The following is a 20,911-nucleotide window of genomic DNA, read 5'->3' as shown; positions in this document are numbered from 1 at the left end:
GTGTTTTTCAAAAATTATTTCTTATGAGGAAAATGCTTGCTAACAGTGGCAGAAAGATTTTTTAATCCATGCAATACAGTGGAGAGATCTTTCGCGAATTTTGCATCTTCCTTAGGATTATCAAATAAACCTTGAGTCAAAGTATCGATAGGTAAAGCATCTAAAGTTCCATTTAAAGCCGATATCATTTTGGTAAGCTGTTTTTCGTCTTGGATGCCTGAGAAAGTTTGCGCTAGGGGGAAATCTTGGTAGATAGAGGAAACAAGATTCTCTAAATTTGCAATCGCCTGCTCTTGTTTATCTGTTTCTTGTGAGAATACGATCACTTGGTTTTCAGCTTTTTTCGTTGCTTTTGTATTTTTTTTATGTTTTTTGTTCATTAGTGTTTCTCCACAACCTTGATGAGATTAACGTTTCCCACTAGACTTCTTTTTTTTGGATCCGGAAGCTTTTGTTTTTGCAGGGGTTTTTTTCTTTTTATCCGTACTTTCTTCTGCTTTGATCATGTTTTTGAGAGACTCTTTCATAATGCTGCAGCGTTCTTTAAGGATGCGATACTCTGGTTTATTTGCACAGATGTCCATAGTAATGTCTAAGAAGTTCTTTGATTCTTCTGGTTGTTCTAGCTTCATTAAACTATCTGCTATGTAATAGGGTGGGATAGGATTTTCAGGCTCTGCATCGAATGCAAGGAAAAAACCAAAGGCAGCTTCATTGTAAAGCTGGAGTTGATGATAGCATGAGCTTAAGCCTAAAATATATTTGTAGCATTGAGGTTTTGAAGCGGTAAGAATTTGGAAAAGCCCTACGGCTTCATTGTATTTTCCTTGGGAATAGAAGTTGTAGGCGATAGTATAGATTTCCTCTAACAAAATGTCGGATAAACCTAAGATTTGTTGCAGAGTTAGTCCGTTACCTAATCCTTCTAGAATATTTGCAAGAGCGGCTTTTGCTTCTTCTTCTGTAGGGAGAGGATACTTTTGTTCTAAATCGTCAGCCTTCGCCTTCTTTTGTGCAGCTAGTTCCGCAAGTCGGCTACGAGTTTTTTTATTAAATGATGCGGATGGCTTATTAGAATTATTAGAGGTAGGCTTGCTCATTAATATAATTCCTAAAATTATTTAAACTTATAAATTTAATTTTAGAAATAAATTAATTCGTAAAACAAGTTATTTTTAATTTATTTTATTTTTAAATCAGGATAATTAAATCGTAAATCTCTAACGCTTTATTTCTTTGGCTAGTAAAAATTAGGCTCCTTGACATTAGTTTAACAGTATTTTAACTTCAACGTGCGTAAGATCCTTCTACGGTAGCTTGTATTATGACTTCGAAGAATCGTATTCAATTACTTGATACTACTACAATTAATCAAATAGCAGCTGGAGAGGTCATTGAAAGTGCAGTTTCTGTTGTTAAAGAGTTGGTAGAGAATGCTTTAGACGCAGGAGCTAATGAGATTGATATTGAAACGCTAGGCAGTGGGCAGGGCCAGATCATTGTTAAGGATAATGGTTGTGGCATGGATCCTGAGGACATCCCTTGGGCTATTCAACGTCACGCGACTTCAAAGATTTCTGCGTTTTCAGATATTTTTTCTTTGTTAAGTTTTGGGTTTCGTGGCGAAGCACTTTCAGCAATTGCGGCAATTTCTAAAATGGAAATCCTTTCTTGTCCAGATTCAGGAAGAGGATCTCGAACGCTTATCCATGGGGGAGAGATTGTGATGACAGAACGTAGCCCGAGACAACGCGGCACGACGGTTTCCATAGATTCCCTATTTTATAATGTTCCTGTGCGTCGGGGGTTTCAGAAGAGTCCTCAAGCAGATCGCGTGGGAATGCGCAGGCTTTTAGAGAATCGTATTTTATCTACCGAAGGCGTAGGTTGGACTTGGGTTAGCGAAAAACAACAAGAGCTTTATGTACATAAACATTGGGAGTTTTCTGAGCGCGTTACTTTTGTTATGGGCCAGAGCTTTATGCAATCTGCTTTAGATATCGATAAATATTCCCAGCCTTTACGTATCTGTGGCTTTTTAGGACTCCCGGATTTTCATCGTCCCACGCGTCAAGGACAAAGAATTTTTATTAATGATCGACCCGTGGAGTCTGCTTTTATATCTAAAAAGGTTAGTGAAGCCTATGCCTTACTCTTGCCTCCTCAAAGGTATCCTGTGTTTGTTTTAAAATTGTATACTCCTCCTCATTGGTGTGATTTCAATGTGCATCCCCAGAAAGTAGAAGTTCGTCTTCTTAAAGAAGAGGAAGTAGGAGAGTTTATTTTTGAAGCTATTGGAGAGGTTTTAGCAAGATCACAGGGGAGATCTGTATGGGATTACTCCCTCCCTACCTTGCAGGTTGCTGATCAAGAACAAGGATTTGTTGAAGATATGCACCATGTCCCCGAACTACAGGGCACTTATGATAACTCTATGCCTTGTGTACCTGAGGTTCCAGAGTTTGCTACGGAAGAGAGACAAATGAGTGTACCATGGGGGAAAGAGTCTTCGTCGGTGAAGTTTCTTGCTTCTTTAGGCAAAGTTGTTCTTGCAGAGGATTGTGAGGGAGTTCACGCGATTTTTGTAAATGCCGTTAGAAAACATTTATTTTATCTTTCCGTAATGCAACAGCAAGAGTTTCGTACATATGAAACACAACGCTTTTTTCTTCCCGTATATTTAGAGGTGACTTCTCAAGAGAGTGATTTTCTTATTTCTCATTTGCAAGAATTAACACACTTGGGGATAGAAATTTCACAAATGAGTCCTAGTGTATTTGCTATTGAAAGTGCTCCCACATGTATATGTGATGAAGAATTAAAGTCATGGTTGCTTCGTCTAGCTGCAGAGGGTAAAAGGAAAGTAGATAAAACATCCATCACACTTTTAATTAAAGAGACCCTAGCGCAGACCATATTTCATAGAGTAATGCCTACATTTGATATTTCTTGGTTATCTTGTCTTTGGGAAATAGGAAAGCCAGAAAAGGCATTTGATGGTACGTTAATGCGTCGATTAGTTGTAGACGAGGATTTCATTAAGGAGAACTCATGATGTTTCAAGAGCGTATTCATAGAGCACAGGCTGCATTATCTCATTTTTCTGTAGACGCATTTGTTATAGAAAGAAGTGAGGACATTGCATATTTTCTTGACGATCAGGCGACAACAGGGACCCTCCTCATAGGACGAGATGAGGTTGTGTTTTTCATTTATCGTATTGATAAAGATGCCTATGCCCATGTTCAGGGGGTGACCTTAGTATTTTGTGATAGGGATACAACAACCCCGTTGATTTCGTATCTTAAGAAAACACCATACCGCACTATAGGTTTTGATAGTCTTCATACCTCCTATCAGAAGTATGTGGAAAGACAACAAGCGTCTTCTGTGTTTTCCTGGGAGCCTGTGACTTTATTTGCAGAAAAATTGCGTTGTTATAAGTCTGCTGATGAAATAGAAAAAATGCGCCAAGCTGCAATTTTGGGATCGGAAGGATATGATCATGTGCTTTCCATTTTGCAAGAAGGAATCACAGAGAAGGAAGCGGTACGTCTATTGCGTATATTTTGGGCAAAAGCTGGTGCTGAAGGCCCCGCATTTTCTCCGATTATTGCTTTTGGAGAAAACGCGGCATTTCCTCACGCTATACCTACAGAACGTGCTTTACGAAAAGGTGATATTGTCCTTATTGATATTGGCGTTTTGTATCAAGGTTATTGTTCGGACATGTCTCGAACAGTAGCCTGGGGACGTCCGGATTCTCGTTTAATAGAAAGTTATTCTGCTGTAGTTGAAGCACAAAAAGCTGCCTTACAGCGATGTCGAGAAGGAGAGCGTTGTGTGGACGTGCATGCCGCTGCTGTACAGGTATTGAAAAACTTTGGTTTAGAACAGTATTTTTGTCACGGCGTAGGCCACGGTGTAGGTAGGAATATCCATGAATATCCTACTTTATCCCCTCGAGGAGCGGACGCTTCTTTAGCAACGGGAATGACAGTTACTGTAGAGCCTGGAGTGTATTTTCCCGGGATCGGCGGCCTGCGTATTGAAGATACTGTGCTCATTGACGGGAAGAAAAATTTTAGTTTAACGGACCGCCCCGTGCCTGATGAACTTATTATCTTATAAAAAAGAATCGTTTTTAGTTTTATTCTTTTTTTAATTAAATCTTTTTTGATTTTAGTTTGTATAAATTGCTTTTTTTCTCTCATTTGGCTATCTTATAACTTTATTTTTATTTGCTTCTATTATGCACCAGCTTTTTTCCATCGGATATAGCCTAATAAGCATAGCAGCTTTTTTTTGGATGGTGTGTGGTTCTTCTAACTACGTGGGGAATATCTATGGTCTTTCATTGCAATATGATGAGACCAAGAATATGCGTGCTTCGTTTTCGAAGTCCCAAGATATTACTTCGGGGATGTGGGTGTTGGATTTTCCTGCTCTCAAAGAAAGTTTACCTGATCTTAGGCAAGAGGTTATTTTTTTGGGGAGCAATAATCGTCCCGATGCTCTTGGAGGGAAGTTTCTTTTAGAACTGGCTTCTTCGAAAGATCGTTACGTAGCTTGTGCTAACGAAAAAGTATATTTACAACCTCTTCCTTTGGATGAAGGTGGTGGATTCACTTTTAGTCCCAAGGGTCAACCTACAGATTTGTGGCTAGAATGTCGTCCCTTAAGTGGGGATAATCGTATAGAAATTCGGGTACGATTATTAGGAGTCAACAAAGAAATGATTACTTCTCCCAAGGAGAGAGAAACATTATGCTTATCAGTGCCGCCTCGAGGATTAGAATCTTGGGAAATTGGGGGAATCCGTGTAGATGCTAGCTTCCCTGTAAAGCAAAAGATACGTCGTATCGGGATAGATAAGTTTCTATTAATGCATGGAGGCGCTGCTTACGCAGATATAGCAAGCAAGGAGCGCGTAGATTTTATTTCTTCATCTAATGAAAATTATAGTCGTTATCTTTCTGTAGGAGATATTTTACTGTGGGATGGTAATTCTTGGAGAACATGTGGAGAGTTTCAAGGAGATAGTTCTCAAGTACCTTTACTGGAAGTGAAAAAAATAGATGAGAAGTCCATGCTTATTGAGATTTGGAGTGTGGGAGGTATGGCGCATCAGGCTTTTAACTTAGCTAAGTTTACGAGTTCTCCTATGGAAATAGCAGAGATTCTTAAGGATTTTGAATTTGTAGGTATGCGCTCTTGGTCTCGTCCTATTCTACATGTCCACGGACAGAGGTTGATTCTTTCTCCTGATGACTGGATTGTCTATTCGGAAACAGGGGGGTGGGAAAAGATTGTAAGAAAAGAACAGTTGGAAGCTTATTTGTCAGGCCAGATTTCGGGGCCCCTGTTGATTTTTGATAAGCTAGAAAAAGATGTAAGGGGGTTTGTATTTCGAGGCCATATGTTTAATGCGCAAAGAACTTTGGTTGAGACAGTTACCTTGCCATTGAAACAGGGGGGTAGTGTAGTAGATACAGAAGGAAAAGAGGAAGTATCTCTAGCAAAGCCATTGTTGGCTAATAATGGAGGAACACATCGTCGTGGGGGAGCATAGATGCGTTTATTTTGGAGTCCTTTAGTTTATGTAGGTTTATTTGGGGGACTATTTTGGAGTTTCCCTAGTGTTGCGTTAACTATTGCAGAGAAAGCTGCTTCTTTAGAAAGCACGGATAGCCGTTCTGATAAGATAGCTGGATTGGCTTCGTTTAATGCAAATATGAAGGAATTAAATTTACGTTTGCAAGAACTTTATGAGGAGGGGGCAGCGCTACGCGCCGCAGGATGTCAAGATGAAGAAAAATGGCAAGTATTGCGAAACCACCTTCAACAAGTGAAAGAACAAATTCGAGAACTAGAAACTTTATGGGCTGCGGAGATTCGCGAACGTGGAGATAATCCCGAAGATTATGCTTTATGGCATCATCCTGAAGCAACTATTTATAATTTAGTTGCTGATTATGGTGAAGATAATGTTGTGTATCTTGTTCCCCAAGATATCGGAATGATTAAAATTTCTGCGTTTTCTCGGTTTGCTATTCCTAAAGAAGGGTTTCAAGAGTGTTTAGAACATTTGTTAGCGCGACTTGGAATTGGGGTTCGTCAAATTAGTCCCTGGATTAAAGAGTTATATATTACCCGTAAGGAAGGGTGTGGGGTTATTGGGGTTTTTTCCTCTAGGAGAGATTTAGACACCCTGCCGTCCTCGGCTTATATTGGTTATGTTATTTCTTCGAAAAATATTGATGTGCGTGCTGATCAACATATTTTAAAAAAATGCATGAACACTGACACGCTGCAAATAGATATTTTTGGAGGAAAGCTGTGGATTTTTGGTTCTGTTGGGGAAATTAATGAGTTACTGAAAATTTATGATTTTGTTCAGTCGGATAGTATTCGTCAGGAATATCGCATTATTCCTCTCACGAAAATAGATGCTTTAGAAATGATTTCTATCCTTAAGGCGGCGTTTCAAGAGGATATGGTTAAAGAGGGTGATGAGGGTAGCCATAGTGGAGGGTTAAAAGTAGTTCCTCTACAATATCGTGGGCGATCGTTATTCTTAAGTGGCACAGCATCATTAGTATATCGCGCAGTTGATTTGATTAAAGATCTAGAAGAAAGTATCGAGAATCCTACGGACAAGACGGTATTTTGGTATAATGTAAAGCATTCGGATCCTCAAGAACTGGCCTCTCTATTATCTCAAGTTCATGATGTGTTTTCAGGTAAAGACGAGAATGTATCTGTAGCAGATTCTCCTATAGGAGGAGAGGCCAAAACTTCTATACACATTGATACTTCGAAAGGAATGGCTGCGGGAGAAGGTTCTGTTAAATACGGCAGTTTTATTGCTGATTCGAAAACGGGAACATTAATCATGGTTATCGAAAGAGAAGCCTTGTCGAAGATCAAAATGTTATTAAAGAAACTTGATGTTCCTAAGAAAATGGTTCGTATTGAAGTCTTGTTATTTGAAAGGAAACTTTCGAATCAACGTAAATCAGGGCTCAATCTTTTACGACTTGGAGAGGAAGTATGTAAGAAGACAACTTCCTTATCATGGACAAATGCGGGGATTTTAGAGTTTTTATTTAAGGGAAACACAGGAAACTTTGTAGTTCCCAGTTATGATCTTGCGTATCAATTTTTAATGGCTCAAGAAGATGTTCGTATTAATGCGAGTCCTTCGGTCATTACTGTGAATCAGACACCAGCAAAAATTGCCATCGTTGAAGAGATGTCCATAGCTGTTGCTGCGGATAAGGATAGCGATAAAATTCAGTATAACCGTGCGCAGTACGGTATTATGATTAAGATGCTTCCTATCATTAATATCGGAGAGGAAGATGGAAAAAATTATATCTCTTTAGAAACAGACATTACGTTTGATACCACAGGAAAAATTCCGGGGGATACTCCTAACGTCACACGAAGAAATATTACGAATAAAGTGCGTATAGCTGATGGTGAGACGGTCATTATTGGAGGGTTACGCTGTAAACATATTTCTGATTCTCAGGATGGCATTCCTTTCCTTGGGGAAATTCCGGGAATGGGAAAATTATTTGGTATGAATGCAACTTCAGATAGCCAAACAGAAATGTTTGTATTTATCACACCGAAAATCCTGGAAAGCTCAATGGAACAACAGGAGAGACATGAAGAAGCTGTTTTAGCATCGCGTCCAGGAGAAATTGATGAATTTCGTCGGGCATTGTTTGCGAGCGAAGAAGCTGTAAAGGCAGCACATAAAAAATTAGAGTTGATTTCTGCTGTTCATTTGCCCGCATCTCGAGTCGAGGGCTGCGAATATGATGGACGATAAACCTCAGCTATCTCCGGAACTCCTTGCTAGACTTCCCTATGGTTTTTTGAAGAAACACTACCTATTGCCCTGGGAGGAGAAAGAAGATCATGTAGTTATGGCTCATGCTAAAGACACTTCTTTGATAGCAAAAGATGAAGTGCAGTTATTAATTCAAAAACCTGTAGTTTTTATTCTTAGAGATGAAGCCAGCATAGTACATAGTCTGCAAAAAATATATTCAGACCTAGATGGAAAAGCTTCTGATATGTTGCTAACCATGGCAGCAGATGTAGGAGCTCCTTCGCCAGAAGAAGATCTTTTAGAAAATACAGATTCTGTTCCTGTTGTACGTTTTTTAAATTTAATTTTAAAAGAAGCAATTGAAGAACGTGCTTCTGATATTCATTTTGAGCCTTTAGAAGATACTCTACGTATACGCTACCGTATTGACGGGGTTCTTCATGATCGTTTATCTCCTCCTATGCATTTACGCTCCTCATTGATTATGCGTATTAAAGTTCTGGCAAAGATGGATATTGCTGAACATCGTCTGCCCCAAGATGGAAGAATAAAAATTCAGCTAGGTGGCCAAGAAATTGATATGCGCGTGAGCACTGTTCCCGTAATTTATGGAGAACGTGTTGTTCTTAGAATTTTAGATAAGCGCAATGTAATTTTGGATATTGCAGGCTTGCAAATGCCTGAGAGTTTAGAAAATTCTTTTAAACAAGTGATTTCTTCTCCTGAAGGCATGCTCTTAGTTACTGGTCCAACCGGAAGTGGAAAAACCACTACTTTATATAGTGTAATTCAACATTTATCAGGGCCGTTTACTAATATCATGACAATCGAAGATCCCCCAGAGTATAAATTGGCAGAAATTGCGCAAATAGCTGTGAAACCTAAAATTGGTTTATCTTTTGCTTGTGGTTTGCGACATTTGCTGCGTCAAGATCCCGATATACTTATGGTTGGAGAAATTCGTGATCAGGAAACAGCAGGAATTGCCGTTCAGGCAGCTCTTACGGGACACCTTGTAATTAGTACTCTACATACCAATGATGCAGTTTCCGCTATTCCCCGTCTTTTAGATATGGGGGTAGAACCTTATCTACTCTCAGCAACACTAATAGGTGTTGTAGCTCAGAGGTTGGTCAGGAAAGTTTGCCCTCACTGTAGAGAACAGTATGAAGCAGATGAACAGGAGCAAGTGTTTTTGCAGGCTTTGGGAAATAGTCCTGACGCACAATTATATCGTGGGAGAGGATGTTCGCAATGTTTTCATTCGGGATATAAAGGGCGAAGAGGCATTTATGAATTTTTACGTCCCGACGCTATTTTACAATCTGAAATAGCAAAAAACAGTCCTTATCATGTTTTAAGAACATTTGCAGAATCTCAAGGATTTCTTTCCCTATTAGACCATGGGTTGGCTCTCGTCTTAGCAGGAGAAACAACACTAGCCGAAGTTTTTCGTGTTACCAAACGATATGATTAGGGAGATGAAGCTATGCCGCGTTATCGTTATACTTATCTCAATGAAAAAGAGAAAAGAAAGCACGGATGGATAGAAGCTCTTCATATTCGCGCAGCTAGGGAGCAATTGATGCAAAAAAATATACGGCTATTAGCTATACGCGAAGTTCTTCCAAAGAAAGTACACATAAAGACACATGAGTTAATTATTTTTTCTAGGCAGATATCTCTTTTATTGCGTTCAGGACTTCCTTTATACGAGAGCTTAGTATCCCTAAGAGATCAGTATCAAGGACAAAAGATAGCTGGATTATTAACAACTTTTATAGAGGTTTTACATTCGGGGGGATCGTTATCTCAGGCTATGGCAGCATATCCTCACATTTTTGATGACTTTTACCGCAATGCAATTCTTGCTGGAGAAAGTGTGGGAAACTTAGAAGGATGTTTGAAAAATATTATTGTCGTTTTAGAAGAACGTGAGCAAGTCAAGAAAAAATTCATAGCAGCACTGAGTTATCCTATTGTGCTGCTATTATTTTCATTTGCTGTAATTCTTTTTTTCCTTACAGGAGTGGTGCCTTCCCTTAAGGAAACCTTTGAGAGTGTGGAATTCAATACGCTCACCTCCCTAGTTTTTGGATTAAGCGATTTTCTATGTCGGTATAAGTTTGCTTTGCTGGGAGGGTTGGGCGTTATCTCAGTGAGTTTAGGAATATTATGGCGAAAGCCTTTTTGGAAACAGGGGGTAGAAAACTTAATTTTCTCCCTTCCTCGAGTGAGAGAATTTTTTGTTAAAGTAGGGTTTTGCAGGTTTTGTTCCGTAGTATCCGTAATTCTTCTTGGAGGAGGCACACTTATTGAAGGACTGGAATTAGGTTGTGGTGCTGTCCCCTACAGGCATTTACGTAGTGATTTGCAGAAGATGATTAATGCTATTGTTGAAGGAAGTGCGTTAGGCAAGGAATTAGCAAAATGTTCTTGGGTTCCTAAACTTGCTTTGGGAATGATTTCTTTGGGTGAGGAGTCGGGGGAATTAGCTAGTGTTTTGGGTCATATAGCACGAATTTATAGTGAAGATGTTCAAAAAACTTTGACATGGATAACTTCATGGTGTCAACCCATTATTCTTGTCTTATTAGGGGGGGTTATTGGGCTCATTATGTTAGCAACGCTGATTCCCCTAACAAGTAATATTCATGTTTTATAACACACAAAAGAGGAAAATTATGAATAAATATAAACGTAAACAATCCATCACTTTAATTGAAATGATGGTAGTCATTACTTTAATTGGCATTATTGGTGGGGCTTTAGCTTTTAATATGCGGGGAAGTATCCAAAAAGGTAAGGCGTTTCAGTCAGAACAAAACTGTGCGAAAATTTATGACATTTTAATGATGGAGTATGCCACGGGAAACCTTTCTTTAAGAGAGATTGTCGATCGTAAAGAAGTTATTCTTGAAGGTGCGGCATGGTGTAAGGAAGGTAAAAAATTATTAAAAGATGCCTGGGGAGAGGATATTATTGTCAAAGTAAGCGAAACAGGTGATGATTTAGTTGTTTTTTCCTCTAAGGCTCATGGAGTGAATAATAAACAACAAGGTTAGCGTTATGCACAAAAAGCGAACAAAGCGGAGTTTTTTGCTTGTAGAGGTTTTAACAGCGCTCTCCCTTATTTGTGTAGTACTCACACCATGTATTCGCTTTTATCATAGTATCCACAGATCTATTGAAGAAGAGGTTATTAATCTGCAGTTACCTATGGTGATTGATAACTGTTTTTTTGCTATTGAAGATGCTATGCGCGAACAAATGTTGGCTGGGGTATTTCCTTCATCAGGTACCGGAGAGCTTACGTATACGATGACAACATCTCAAGGAAACACCGTATCAGTTCCTTATACGTATTCCATAGATATCCGTAAGGGAATGCGAGGAAATTCCTCAATTCGAGCATGTTTTGCTGATGTTGTCTTAGAAATTTTTCCTAACCACAGGCATGCTACGTTAGCGCAGAGAAGTTTATGTGTAGTTCTGTAGTCTCCTTGCATAACCGAAAAAAAAGGTCCTTTGTTTTAGTCGAAGTTCTTGTTTCGTTAGTATTATTTTCCCTGCTTTTTTGTACTCTAGGGTTTTGGCAGAGACATCTATTAATCTCTAGTAAACGTAATGAACAGTTATATAAAGTTTTTCTTCAGGAAAATAATGCTTATAAAAAATTAAGAGAGCTTTTTCGATTTACGTCACAATTTGAAAGCCTATCTTCTGAATCTCTATGTTCAGTTGTTTTTGATCGTGGGGTGTATCGTGATCCTGAGCTTGCTGGGGAAGTTGCTGCTATTCTATATTATAATGAGCAATTTCAGCGGCTTGAGCTTTGTATACGTAGTTTAAAGAACCAAGATAAAATGGAAATCTTCGTACTTTTAGATCACGTGTCTCGAGTATATTGTACGCCTTCCTTTAGACATTTAGAGAATACGGATTTCCCTGATAGAATTGGGCTGCATATATACCGGAATTCTCCGAACTCACAGCGGGAACGCCTTTTGGTTTATCAATTTGCTGTAGGGAAATAGTGCATGCAATCGTATATCTTTACTTTACTATGCTTGACGTTCCTTGTTTCTGTAGTGTCTTTCGATGCTATGAATGCACGCAAACGGTGTCTATGTAGTCGGATGATGGAAAATGATGAATATCTCCTCACTGCCCAGAAGTCTGCCTGTGCAGAGGTAGAATATCAGGAAAAAACCAAAAAAATATCTTCAGTTGAGAAAATTTCTAAAGAAGAGGATGTTTTCATTCCGAAAAAAATTGCCAAGGTAGTTACTAAGAAGCAACGTAAATATCGTCTACTCAACGTACCTTTTTCTCGGCCTCCAAATAATTCTCGATTTAATCTTTATGCCATGTTGCAAGAATGTTCTGGAAATTATGAGGATCCCGCTTCATGGCGTTCTATATTCATACGTTTGCTTAAACGTGTTTATGTAGATACAGGGTGTGTTCCTCAAGGATCAGAATACATAGTTACTGAAGCTCTATTGAATAAAAAAGAGGAAATCATTGAAGGAGGAAGAAAGTTTGGCGCTGATGTTATCGAAACGTTAACTTTGCCTACACAGGAAGCTAATATTCTTTATACCATGTTACGAGGATCAAAAAATGTACAACCCTTATTGAATTTTTTGCACTACGAAGAGAAATCACAAGGGAATTATAAATTAAATTTAATTTTTATGGATCCCATATTTTTAGAAGCAGTTATTGATCATCCTCGGGCTTATAGAGAACTTGAAACGTTACGTGGAAGTATTTGGGAAAGTGTAAAAAGACAAGAGCAAGCGATTCAACAACACGGGGAATCTGCAGTTTTAGAACTGTTTAAGACACGGACTGATTTTCGTATGGAGTTGAAAGATAAAACGCAAATTCTTCTTGCTCAATATGATTTGCTCCCTCTCCTGAATAAGAAAGTTTTTGACTATACTTTAGGCAGTGCTGGGGACTATATCTATCTTATTCATCCAGAAACAGGTGTTGTTTCTCGATGTCGTTGTTGTTCAAAGGGAAACAAATTATAATTAAAATTTTTGTATTTATTTTTAAATAATTTTTTTGATAATTATGATTCTATAAGTTTTTTATAATAAAAATAATTTTTTAAGGGTAACGCCATGGCAGATGAGACACCAAAAGAAAGCTCTTCAAAAGAGTCGCCATCTCAATTTGAGTCTTTGAAGCATAAGGTGAAGGGCTTACGTACAAATCCTAACGTAGGTAAAATGAAAAGATTCTTTTCCCAACATTCTCGCGAAGTCATTAGCGGAGGATTAGTCGTATTTGGGATTATTGCCGATTTTGTTTCTTGGGTTGGAGGAGTATTCGTAGCCTGTGGTGTTGTCTTAGGGTTTTATCCCGAGATCCATGCAATATTGAAAAACTTACAAAGCTACTATGCAAAAAATGGCACAGCTAAAAATGCTGTTTTTTGTGGCTTATTGTTGTTTTTCCTTCTTAACATGTTCGCCTTCACCCTTTCATTTTTAGTTCTTTGCGTGATTCTTGTTTTGCTTGTGGATAGTAAGGGGAAAGGTGATTCTTCTCAACAACCCTAATCTGGGGAGGCACTCTTAAGTTTTATTGGCTGATCTTTTGAATGCCCCCACCCCATGCAAAGAACAATATTGTGAATAAATTTGTCGGGCAGAAGATCAGAGGATTTGGGGCGGGTGAGCTCCCAATAACATCACGGGAGTTTCCTTGAACCAAGCAAGAGTAAAGTAATCAATTTGTTTTACTATAAACCACCAGGCAAGGGTTAAGAATAATAGTCCCATAAAAGCTTTGAGAGCTGAAAGAAGGTAGATAACCTGTACTTGGGGAGCCATCCTATTGATAATCCCTAAAAATAAGTCAGACATAAGCATAGCAACGGCAGCAGGAGCACTCAGCTGAATTGTCATAATAAGACAGAGTTGGCACATTTTGATCATTGTTGTCCAGAAAGGTGCTTGTAAAGACATCATTTCCATAGGAAGAAAATGATGGATTGGAAGGGCTTCTAGGGATTGGAGGAGTACGGATAAAATAATTTTGTGACCACCAGATAACCAAAAAACTATGGTTACAAAATAGTGATAAAATATTCCGTGAGGGGAAGTCTGCTCAATAGAAATAAGAGAAGTTGCCCCTTCTAATCCCTGGATACCTTGCTGGTTAGTAATAAAAGATCCTGCTGATTGGGCAGCGTAAAAAGGAAATGCTAGAATAAATCCTATAAATACACCTATGCATAATTCTTTAATCAGCAGGAAATAAAAGGTATTGTCACTCAAATAGTTATATAGTTGAGTTGCCATGAGGACTTTGGGGAAAATAATAGCCATCCAAGACAAACCAATACCAACTTTAATAGGTGCAGGGAATAACTTAGCTCCAAGAAAAGGGACAATAGCAAATATAGGAAGTAAACGGGCAAATAGGAGTAGAAATACACTCCATACGTAAGCAGGAGGCTTTTGAAAAATATAATCTAGATATGTGGAACCGAAAACAGAAACAAGCTCTGGGAGAGAGATTGCCATAACGGTTTATTTCCATTTATAAAAGTTTTGGAAAATTTGTGAAGCAAAGCGATAGATCATATTGCTTAACCATCCTCCAGAAATCATCAGAGTTCCAAAAATGACGACTAATTTAATCGCAAAAGCAAATGTTTGTTCTTGAATTTGCGTGGCTGCTTGGAAAATAGCCACCATAATTCCTACAATAGAAGCTAAAATAATCGGAGGAGCTGAAATAATTAAAATAAGGAGTAACGATTGATACGAGTACTCAAAAAGCATAGATTTGAAACTAGTAGCAAAAGTAATCACGGCATGTCCTTATTTAAAGCTAATCATAAGACCTTGGAGTAACAATGTCCATCCATCTACCATCACAACAAGAAGCAGTTTTAATGGCAGCGAAATCGATAAGGGAGAAAGCATCATCATTTGCATAGCAACCAAGACGTTTGCAGTGACCAAGTCTATGACAAAAAATGGTAGATAAATGAGAACACCTATCTCAAAAGCGTTTTTAATTTGTCCCATAATAAATGCAGGAATGACAATCACGAAATCTGATATCGTCATATGTTCTCGAACTTCTTTAGGGAAAGTTTTTTGAGAAATTTTGAAGAAACTTTGAATTTGTGATTTCGGGGTATTCCGTATTAAAAATGAGCGTAGAGGTTCTTTGGATTTGCTTAAGGCTACAAAAACCGTTTCAGCTCCTTCAGCTGAAAACAAATCTCTAGGAATAGTATTCGCTTGAATTTCTTTCTTGGCATCATTATACATAGCGACCCCAGTAGGAAACATCACATAAATGGAAAGAATAAGAGCGATACCATTTAGAACTTGGCTGGGAGGAGTTTGTTGCACTCCCAAGGCATTCCGGAGTAAAACAAGTGTGATGATAATTTTTAGATAAGATGTGAGCAACATCACTAAAAAAGGCGATAATGCTAAGAAAATAAGGATGATCGCTTGAGTAGTTAGATCTGGATATGTATCAGAAAAACTCCCTGCGGAGAGACGCTCTTGAGGAAGGACATCATCCGCTGTGACACGTTCTCGATATGTAGGCAAGGGACGAGGTTGGGGCTTTTCAGGTTGTTGAGGAGTTGTGACAAGCTCTTTAGGTTGCGAAGGGTTGCAGTGAGAAGGACATGCGTAAGGACTCGTATCTGCAAAACACCACGAGGCACTAAAAATTAACATACACAGGAAAGTACGAAAAATGCAACGCATGATGTCCAATATCCTTATTCTATCTCATCCTGAGTTTGCTTTGTAGGGGCTTGCTGCTGAGATTGAGATATGCTTACAGAGGTTTGTTGTTGTAGTATAGTAGAGAAAGCTTTTTCTAAGGCAGCTAATTGTACGTCTAACTGAGCATTGATAATGCCTGCTTCTGTTTCTATGATGCATCCTCCAGGAGCAACGTCTGCTTGTGGAGATATAATGAGTGTATCCGCATACTCGACTATTTTTTTTAATTCTGGACGACTTTGCTCTACAATAGATAAATCTTTTGGATTTACATGAATGAGGATTTTTTTATGTTGAGTAAGTTCTTTTAATGCTTTGACAATAATAGAAACAATGGTTTCAGGATGGGTTTCTAATTCTTTCCCCAAGATTTTTTTTACACTAGCAATGGCTAAAGGAACGAGAGAAGCTTTAACTTCATCACGAAGATTGTGTAATTCTTTTTCGAGATAGGCAATCTGAGCACTCCAAGCTTCGCTACCTTCTTTGAATCCTTGTTTTTCTGCTTCCTGACGTAATCTTTCACATTCTTGTTTTGTTGCTTCCTTATAGGCTTCGCTATCTTCTTTCGTTTTATTGAGGAGTTCTTGAGCATCAAGAAGAGCAGAAAAAGCCTCTGGAGAAAGGATTTTTTGATTTGGTGTAACTTCGTTATTTTTAAAGATTAAACTAAAAAATTTCATCCACTTAACAGCGTAGCAAAAACCTAATAAGGCATATATTTGGGAACCGCTGCTCCTTTTACTATTTTTATTTTTTATTCTTGCTCGACATATTAAAAAAATCGAGAAAAGTCCTCTTAGAATATATAATCAAAACTTATAAAGATTTTATTGTACTAAGATCTTTATGCATTGTTCCAATTGATTTTTGAAATAGTCACTATGAGGATGTTCATAAAATTCCTTCAGTGCTCGTTCAAAAATATATCCTCGGCCAATATCTAACCTACGGAGAAAATACCAAAAAAAAGAAGCATCTTCTTTGGCTAAAGCTATAGCAAGAAATTCTAATCCTTTCTTATGAATAAACTTACGGAAATCATCTTCCTGATCCCAAGAAGCTAGAAAATTCGTAGTTTCCAGGTGTTTCATAGGATGGGATTGGCAATAAGTAAGAAATAACTGTTCTGTAGGAGAAAGGAGTTTGTGAACCCGGTCAATAATTACCTTATCCACAATGTTTCTTAATTCTTTAGCAATAGTAAATAAGCCAAGACAATTAATTAGTGTCATCTTGGTCGCCCCAGAATAGTACAATATAGCATTGAACGGAGAGGGTGGAAGAAAGATTTCTTCAGTAATACCTGGGGGACGGATTTTTTTGCTTAGTATATCCAATAAATAAAAGGCACCAAAATTAGAACAGCGTTGGCTTGCAGGAGAAATTCCGGGTAACAGAGGCAGTAGTTCTTGAACTAAAGAAGAAGGAAGCCAAGCGAGTAGTTGACTTTGTATAACAGGAGGACATTCTTTAATAGCAACGCTAATCCATGAGGGATGGATAGTAGCTAGCCAACACATGGTAAAGGATAAGGAACTTAAAGGAATATCTTCGAGATGAGAGGGAGTAACTATTAGGTCCTCTGGCAAAAAATTTGCAAGATTATCCTCTTTGGAGTACTTCATTAAAATGTTTAAAGTTCCAAATGTGTTTGCTGTCACTAAACATCCTCATTTTCTTCTGCATCGGAGGAATTTTCTGTAGCGAGGGGTGTTTCCTCTGTTCCTGTTGCAGGTTGCTCTTCTTTTTTCTCTTCAGTACCTTCTGTAACTTTTTTAGTTTTAGTTTCTGGAGTTTGAGAATAAGGAGCAGGATCAAAGAAACCTTTTACCCCACCTAAGGAAAGAATAAGTGTATGAGTTTTCCAAATTACCCAAAGAAGACCACAGGAAATAATGAAAAGAGTCAGAATTAATAGATAGAAGATTAAACGGAATTTCCCTAAAGAAGATTTCGCTAGGATAATTCCCCATACGGAAACATAGTCAACTTCATCAGATAATCCCCAGGGACCATTAATAGTAATATCACTATAAGAAGCTCGATCACTAATTACAGAAACATTTTCTGCAGTTAACCCAGGGACAGCACTCGCAACTAGGCGTTTAATTTTAGAAATCATGATGCTATTAGGATTATCTAAAACACCACGGTGCTTAATATAAACAGATGCTGTTAAGGGTTGGTTATCATCTATATCTGCTGCAAAGGAAATCTGCACACTAGCATCAACAATACCATCCATTTTTCTAATAGTAGACGCCATTTGTTCAGACAGACCTTCTTGATAACGGATCTTTTCTTGCATTTCTGAAGGAACAAGGCCTTGCTTAGCAAATAAATCAAGTAAACTCGTCCCTTTCATTCGCGGAAGTCCTGCTTGATTTAAAATAGCTAAAGCTTCAGTGATTTGCGCAGCAGGAACAGAAATGTCCCATAACTGTTCTGAAGACCCTCCTCCTGTAGAGGCTGCAGCTTGGGGTTGCTTTTGAGCAGCAACTCCTTTGCTAACCAACAAGACAACAATTTCATTTGCATCTCTTCCAGTAAGCCCATGAACAATTAAAGATCTACTGTTACAGCTAGTGCAGAAAAATAAGGTTAGTACAAAGAATAAGCAAGAAATAGAACGACGAAACATAACCCACGCATACCTTTTTACTCACCATAACAAAAGGGGGGATTAGTGCCAATCGTGAACATTAAACAAGAAACACCTTATTAATTATGAATGAGATGCAAGCATTAAAAAACTTTTTATTTGCGATTTATGTAATATAAAAAGTGTTTATTCGCGCGACTAAATGCAAGACCTTTGTTATGACGAATGCTATGAGGCAGAATCTTGCGGTTGTGTTTTTCCTGTTTGTTCTGCCAATTCATGAAGAACTTGATCAGCATTAAAACTAGAACGTACAAAGGGTCCAGAATACACAAACAGTCCTAGTGATTCTCCCACGGTACGATAGTAATCAAAAGTTTCAGGAGGTACATAATTTTTCACAGGAATATGTCGTCGCGAAGGACGCAGGTATTGTCCTATAGTGACAATATGCACTCCATGGTTAGCCAGGTCTTTTAGTGTCTGTTTCACTTCATTTTCTTGTTCCCCTAAACCTACCATAATTCCTGATTTGATTTTTAGGTTGGGGGATGCATATTCTGCTGCTTTTTGTAACATAAAAAGAGATCTTCGATAGGTCGCTTTGTGGCGTACTAACGGAGTTAATCGTTCTATAGTTTCGATATTGTGATTGTAAATAGTTAATCTAGAATCTAATAGAGTGTGTAGAGCAGCTAGATTACCTTGAAAGTCTGACGCAAGGACTTCGATAGTTGCTTTAGGTAGTTCTTGATGCAGAGAATGAATAATGTTGACTAAAGCACTTGCTCCACCATCCTCTAGATCATCGCGAGCTACCATAGTTAGTACAATATGCTTGAGTTGCAACATTTTTGCTGATTGGGCAATTTTATCTGGTTCTTTAGGATCAGGAGGTTGAGGCTTCCTAGTAAAATGAATATTGCAAAATCCACAGCGACGAGTGCAAGCATCTCCTAACGCAAGATATGTAGCTGTTTTACGTGACCAGCAGCGTGTACGATTTGGACATAGAGCTTCTTCACATACTGTAGCTATACCCGCATGTTTAATAGTAGCTTCTGTATCATAAAAAGCCGAACCTTGAGGTAGGGATTGTTTGAACCAAGGGGGGAGGCGATTTGGAACCTGTTTTTTCTTTGGAAGAGCTTGCGCTTCTTTAGAGGAACAATGATTCATAATTTCCCAGATGGAGGTAAGTGTAGTGGAGAGTTCGTAGCTAATAAAGCACTTTCTGCCCAAATTTCTGCAAGAGTGGGATGTGCATGTATTGTTTCATAAATACAAGGCAGAGTGAGTTCATTGCGAATGGCTAAAGTCATTTCTGCTATCAAGGATGCAGCATGTGGTCCTATAACATAGGCGCCTAAAATTTGTTGTGTAGTTTCATGACTAATAATAGCAGCAAAACCATCAGCTTCTCCCATAGCGACAGCTTTTCCTATCGCGCGGAAGGGGAACTTCGTCAGTTTAGCTGGAATATTTTGTTGTTGTGCAGCTTCTAAAGAAAGCCCTACGGTAGCAACTTCAGGGAAAGTAAAGATTACAGCAGGAACTGCTGAATAATCCATGACTTCATGATGACCCGCAGCATTGCGTGCTGCAACATTTCCTTGATGAGATGCTGTATGAGCGAGTAGCCATTTCCCCGTAATATCTCCAATAGCAAAGATATTTGGGACATTCGTTCTCATGGTGTCATCTACAGGAATGATGCCTCGTTCATCACGAATTACTCCTGCATTATCCAACCCAATTGTTTCTGTATTAAATTGTCGACCAATGGCTATGAGGACAACATCGTATTCTTCTGTTTGGCCATTGACGATAATCTTTACATGACTTCCTAAGTCTTCCAAGTGCTGTAAAGAAGCTTTGGTTAACACGCGAATGCCTTGACGGGAAAACTTATCCTGCATAGTTTTAGAAATATCCGCATTGTTGATAGCAAGGATGTGATCAGCAACTTCGATTATAGTAATTTCTACTCCTAAAGTATGGAATAGAGAAGCAAATTCACAACCGATAACCCCCCCTCCAATAATTGCGAGTTTTTTAGGAAGTGTCTCCAAGTTGAGAATTCCAGTAGAACAAAGTATGCGAGAAGAAAAAGGGATCGCAGGGAAGGGACGAGGTTCTGATCCTGTGGCTAATATAATATACTTAGCTGTAAGTACTGTAGTATCTTGACCAAGAACTTTCACTTCTGTGGAAGAGATCAAAGACCCTTTACCTTGGAATGTAGTAATTTTGTTACTACGTATGAGTCCGTCTAAGCCTTGACGTATTCCTTGTACGACAGTATTTTTTCTTTGGACCATAGCAGGATAGTCAATTGAATACCCATCAATGTAAACACCAAATTGTGAGGCTTGGCGAATTTGAGAAACAATACTCGCTCCTACGAGTAGAGCCTTAGAGGGAATGCAACCTCGATTTAAGCATGTGCCTCCTGCTTGTTGTTCTTCAATCAGTGCGGTACGTAGTCCTTGTTGTGCTGCTGTTATTGCAGCAACATAGCCTCCTGGGCCAGCACCAATAACAACACAGTCAAAATCTTTACTCATAGCGAATCCCTAAGTTTAAGTATAAATCGCAAAATTAAAGGCTTTTACGGGGATAGTTTTAAGATGCTTTAGGTCATCGTAATGTTGTATAAGGAGCCTTTTGCTTATTCTA

At 38.6% G+C, this 20,911-nt stretch carries 21 protein-coding genes; 11 read left to right on the top strand and 10 right to left on the bottom strand.

From position 1 onward, the window contains the following. Positions 1–14: 14 nt before the first annotated feature. On the bottom strand, positions 15–380 hold the full coding sequence (locus M787_RS01605) for a hypothetical protein (RefSeq protein ID WP_021828718.1): 366 nt from the start codon (positions 378–380) through the stop codon (positions 15–17). 27 nt (positions 381–407) lie between these two features. Continuing rightward, positions 408–1,100 carry a SycD/LcrH family type III secretion system chaperone gene (locus M787_RS01600; protein WP_021828717.1) on the bottom strand — a complete coding sequence of 231 codons (693 nt, stop codon included), beginning with the start codon at positions 1,098–1,100 and terminating at the stop codon, positions 408–410. Positions 1,101–1,324: 224 nt separating this feature from the next. On the opposite strand from M787_RS01600, the gene mutL reads away from it, so the two are divergent. From mutL to M787_RS01545, 11 genes are all read left to right on the top strand, one after another. Further along, positions 1,325–3,055, top strand: coding sequence for a DNA mismatch repair endonuclease MutL (gene mutL, locus M787_RS01595; RefSeq protein WP_021828716.1), 1,731 nt, complete (start codon positions 1,325–1,327; stop codon positions 3,053–3,055). Next, positions 3,055–4,131 (top strand): M24 family metallopeptidase, encoded by a 1,077-nt coding sequence (locus tag M787_RS01590; protein ID WP_021828715.1) that lies wholly within the window; start codon positions 3,055–3,057, stop codon positions 4,129–4,131. The genes mutL and M787_RS01590 overlap by 1 nt, the downstream gene beginning before the upstream one ends. 121 nt (positions 4,132–4,252) lie before the next feature. Beyond that, positions 4,253–5,572 carry a hypothetical protein gene (locus M787_RS01585; protein WP_021828714.1) on the top strand — a complete coding sequence of 440 codons (1,320 nt, stop codon included), beginning with the start codon at positions 4,253–4,255 and terminating at the stop codon, positions 5,570–5,572. Then, entirely contained in the window at positions 5,573–7,843 is a 2,271-nt protein-coding gene (locus M787_RS01580) for a secretin N-terminal domain-containing protein (protein WP_021828713.1), read from the top strand. Continuing rightward, positions 7,830–9,323, top strand: coding sequence for a GspE/PulE family protein (locus tag M787_RS01575; protein WP_179945614.1), 1,494 nt, complete (start codon positions 7,830–7,832; stop codon positions 9,321–9,323). Before M787_RS01580 ends, M787_RS01575 begins: the two co-directional genes overlap by 14 nt. Before the next feature lie 12 nt (positions 9,324–9,335). Beyond that, on the top strand, positions 9,336–10,511 hold the full coding sequence (locus tag M787_RS01570) for a type II secretion system F family protein (protein WP_021828711.1): 1,176 nt from the start codon (positions 9,336–9,338) through the stop codon (positions 10,509–10,511). A gap of 19 nt (positions 10,512–10,530) precedes the next feature. After that, positions 10,531–10,911, top strand: a complete 381-nt coding sequence (locus M787_RS01565; RefSeq protein ID WP_021828710.1) for a type II secretion system protein — start codon at positions 10,531–10,533, stop codon at positions 10,909–10,911. A 4-nt stretch (positions 10,912–10,915) separates the two neighbouring features. Further along, on the top strand, positions 10,916–11,344 hold the full coding sequence (locus tag M787_RS01560; RefSeq protein WP_021828709.1) for a hypothetical protein: 429 nt from the start codon (positions 10,916–10,918) through the stop codon (positions 11,342–11,344). Beyond that, positions 11,329–11,883: a DUF1494 domain-containing protein gene (locus M787_RS01555; protein WP_021828708.1), complete on the top strand. Its 555-nt coding sequence runs from the start codon at positions 11,329–11,331 to the stop codon at positions 11,881–11,883. The genes M787_RS01560 and M787_RS01555 overlap by 16 nt, the downstream gene beginning before the upstream one ends. A 3-nt stretch (positions 11,884–11,886) precedes the next feature. Beyond that, on the top strand, positions 11,887–12,891 hold the full coding sequence (locus tag M787_RS01550) for a hypothetical protein (RefSeq protein ID WP_021828707.1): 1,005 nt from the start codon (positions 11,887–11,889) through the stop codon (positions 12,889–12,891). A 93-nt stretch (positions 12,892–12,984) separates the two neighbouring features. Beyond that, entirely contained in the window at positions 12,985–13,425 is a 441-nt protein-coding gene (locus M787_RS01545; protein WP_021828706.1) for a hypothetical protein, read from the top strand. A 96-nt stretch (positions 13,426–13,521) separates the two neighbouring features. Here M787_RS01545 and M787_RS01540 read toward each other — a convergent pair whose 3' ends face one another. The 8 genes from M787_RS01540 to lpdA form a co-directional block, all read right to left on the bottom strand. After that, on the bottom strand, positions 13,522–14,394 hold the full coding sequence (locus M787_RS01540) for an EscT/YscT/HrcT family type III secretion system export apparatus protein (protein ID WP_021828705.1): 873 nt from the start codon (positions 14,392–14,394) through the stop codon (positions 13,522–13,524). A gap of 6 nt (positions 14,395–14,400) precedes the next feature. Further along, positions 14,401–14,685, bottom strand: coding sequence for a type III secretion system export apparatus subunit SctS (gene sctS / locus M787_RS01535; RefSeq protein WP_021828704.1), 285 nt, complete (start codon positions 14,683–14,685; stop codon positions 14,401–14,403). Between the two features lie 9 nt (positions 14,686–14,694). Beyond that, entirely contained in the window at positions 14,695–15,606 is a 912-nt protein-coding gene (gene sctR / locus M787_RS01530) for a type III secretion system export apparatus subunit SctR (RefSeq protein ID WP_021828703.1), read from the bottom strand. Positions 15,607–15,620: 14 nt separating this feature from the next. Further along, on the bottom strand, positions 15,621–16,310 hold the full coding sequence (locus M787_RS01525; RefSeq protein WP_021828702.1) for an HrpE/YscL family type III secretion apparatus protein: 690 nt from the start codon (positions 16,308–16,310) through the stop codon (positions 15,621–15,623). Positions 16,311–16,457: 147 nt separating this feature from the next. Next, on the bottom strand, positions 16,458–17,291 hold the full coding sequence (locus tag M787_RS01520; protein ID WP_021828701.1) for a hypothetical protein: 834 nt from the start codon (positions 17,289–17,291) through the stop codon (positions 16,458–16,460). After that, positions 17,291–18,271 carry a type III secretion system inner membrane ring lipoprotein SctJ gene (gene sctJ / locus M787_RS01515; RefSeq protein ID WP_021828700.1) on the bottom strand — a complete coding sequence of 327 codons (981 nt, stop codon included), beginning with the start codon at positions 18,269–18,271 and terminating at the stop codon, positions 17,291–17,293. The genes M787_RS01520 and sctJ overlap by 1 nt, the downstream gene beginning before the upstream one ends. Positions 18,272–18,460: 189 nt before the next feature. Continuing rightward, on the bottom strand, positions 18,461–19,411 hold the full coding sequence (gene lipA, locus M787_RS01510; RefSeq protein WP_021828699.1) for a lipoyl synthase: 951 nt from the start codon (positions 19,409–19,411) through the stop codon (positions 18,461–18,463). Continuing rightward, a complete protein-coding gene (lpdA, locus tag M787_RS01505; protein ID WP_021828698.1) occupies positions 19,408–20,799 on the bottom strand; it encodes a dihydrolipoyl dehydrogenase in 1,392 nt (463 codons plus the stop codon). Before lpdA ends, lipA begins: the two co-directional genes overlap by 4 nt. Positions 20,800–20,911 lie beyond the last annotated feature (112 nt).

Origin of the sequence: Chlamydia gallinacea 08-1274/3 (genome assembly GCF_000471025.2) — a bacterium.
GTDB classification, from domain to species: Bacteria; Chlamydiota; Chlamydiia; order Chlamydiales; family Chlamydiaceae; genus Chlamydia; species Chlamydia gallinacea.
Note: the sequence above shows the minus strand (reverse complement) of the source record. Positions and strands in the feature narration are given on the sequence as shown.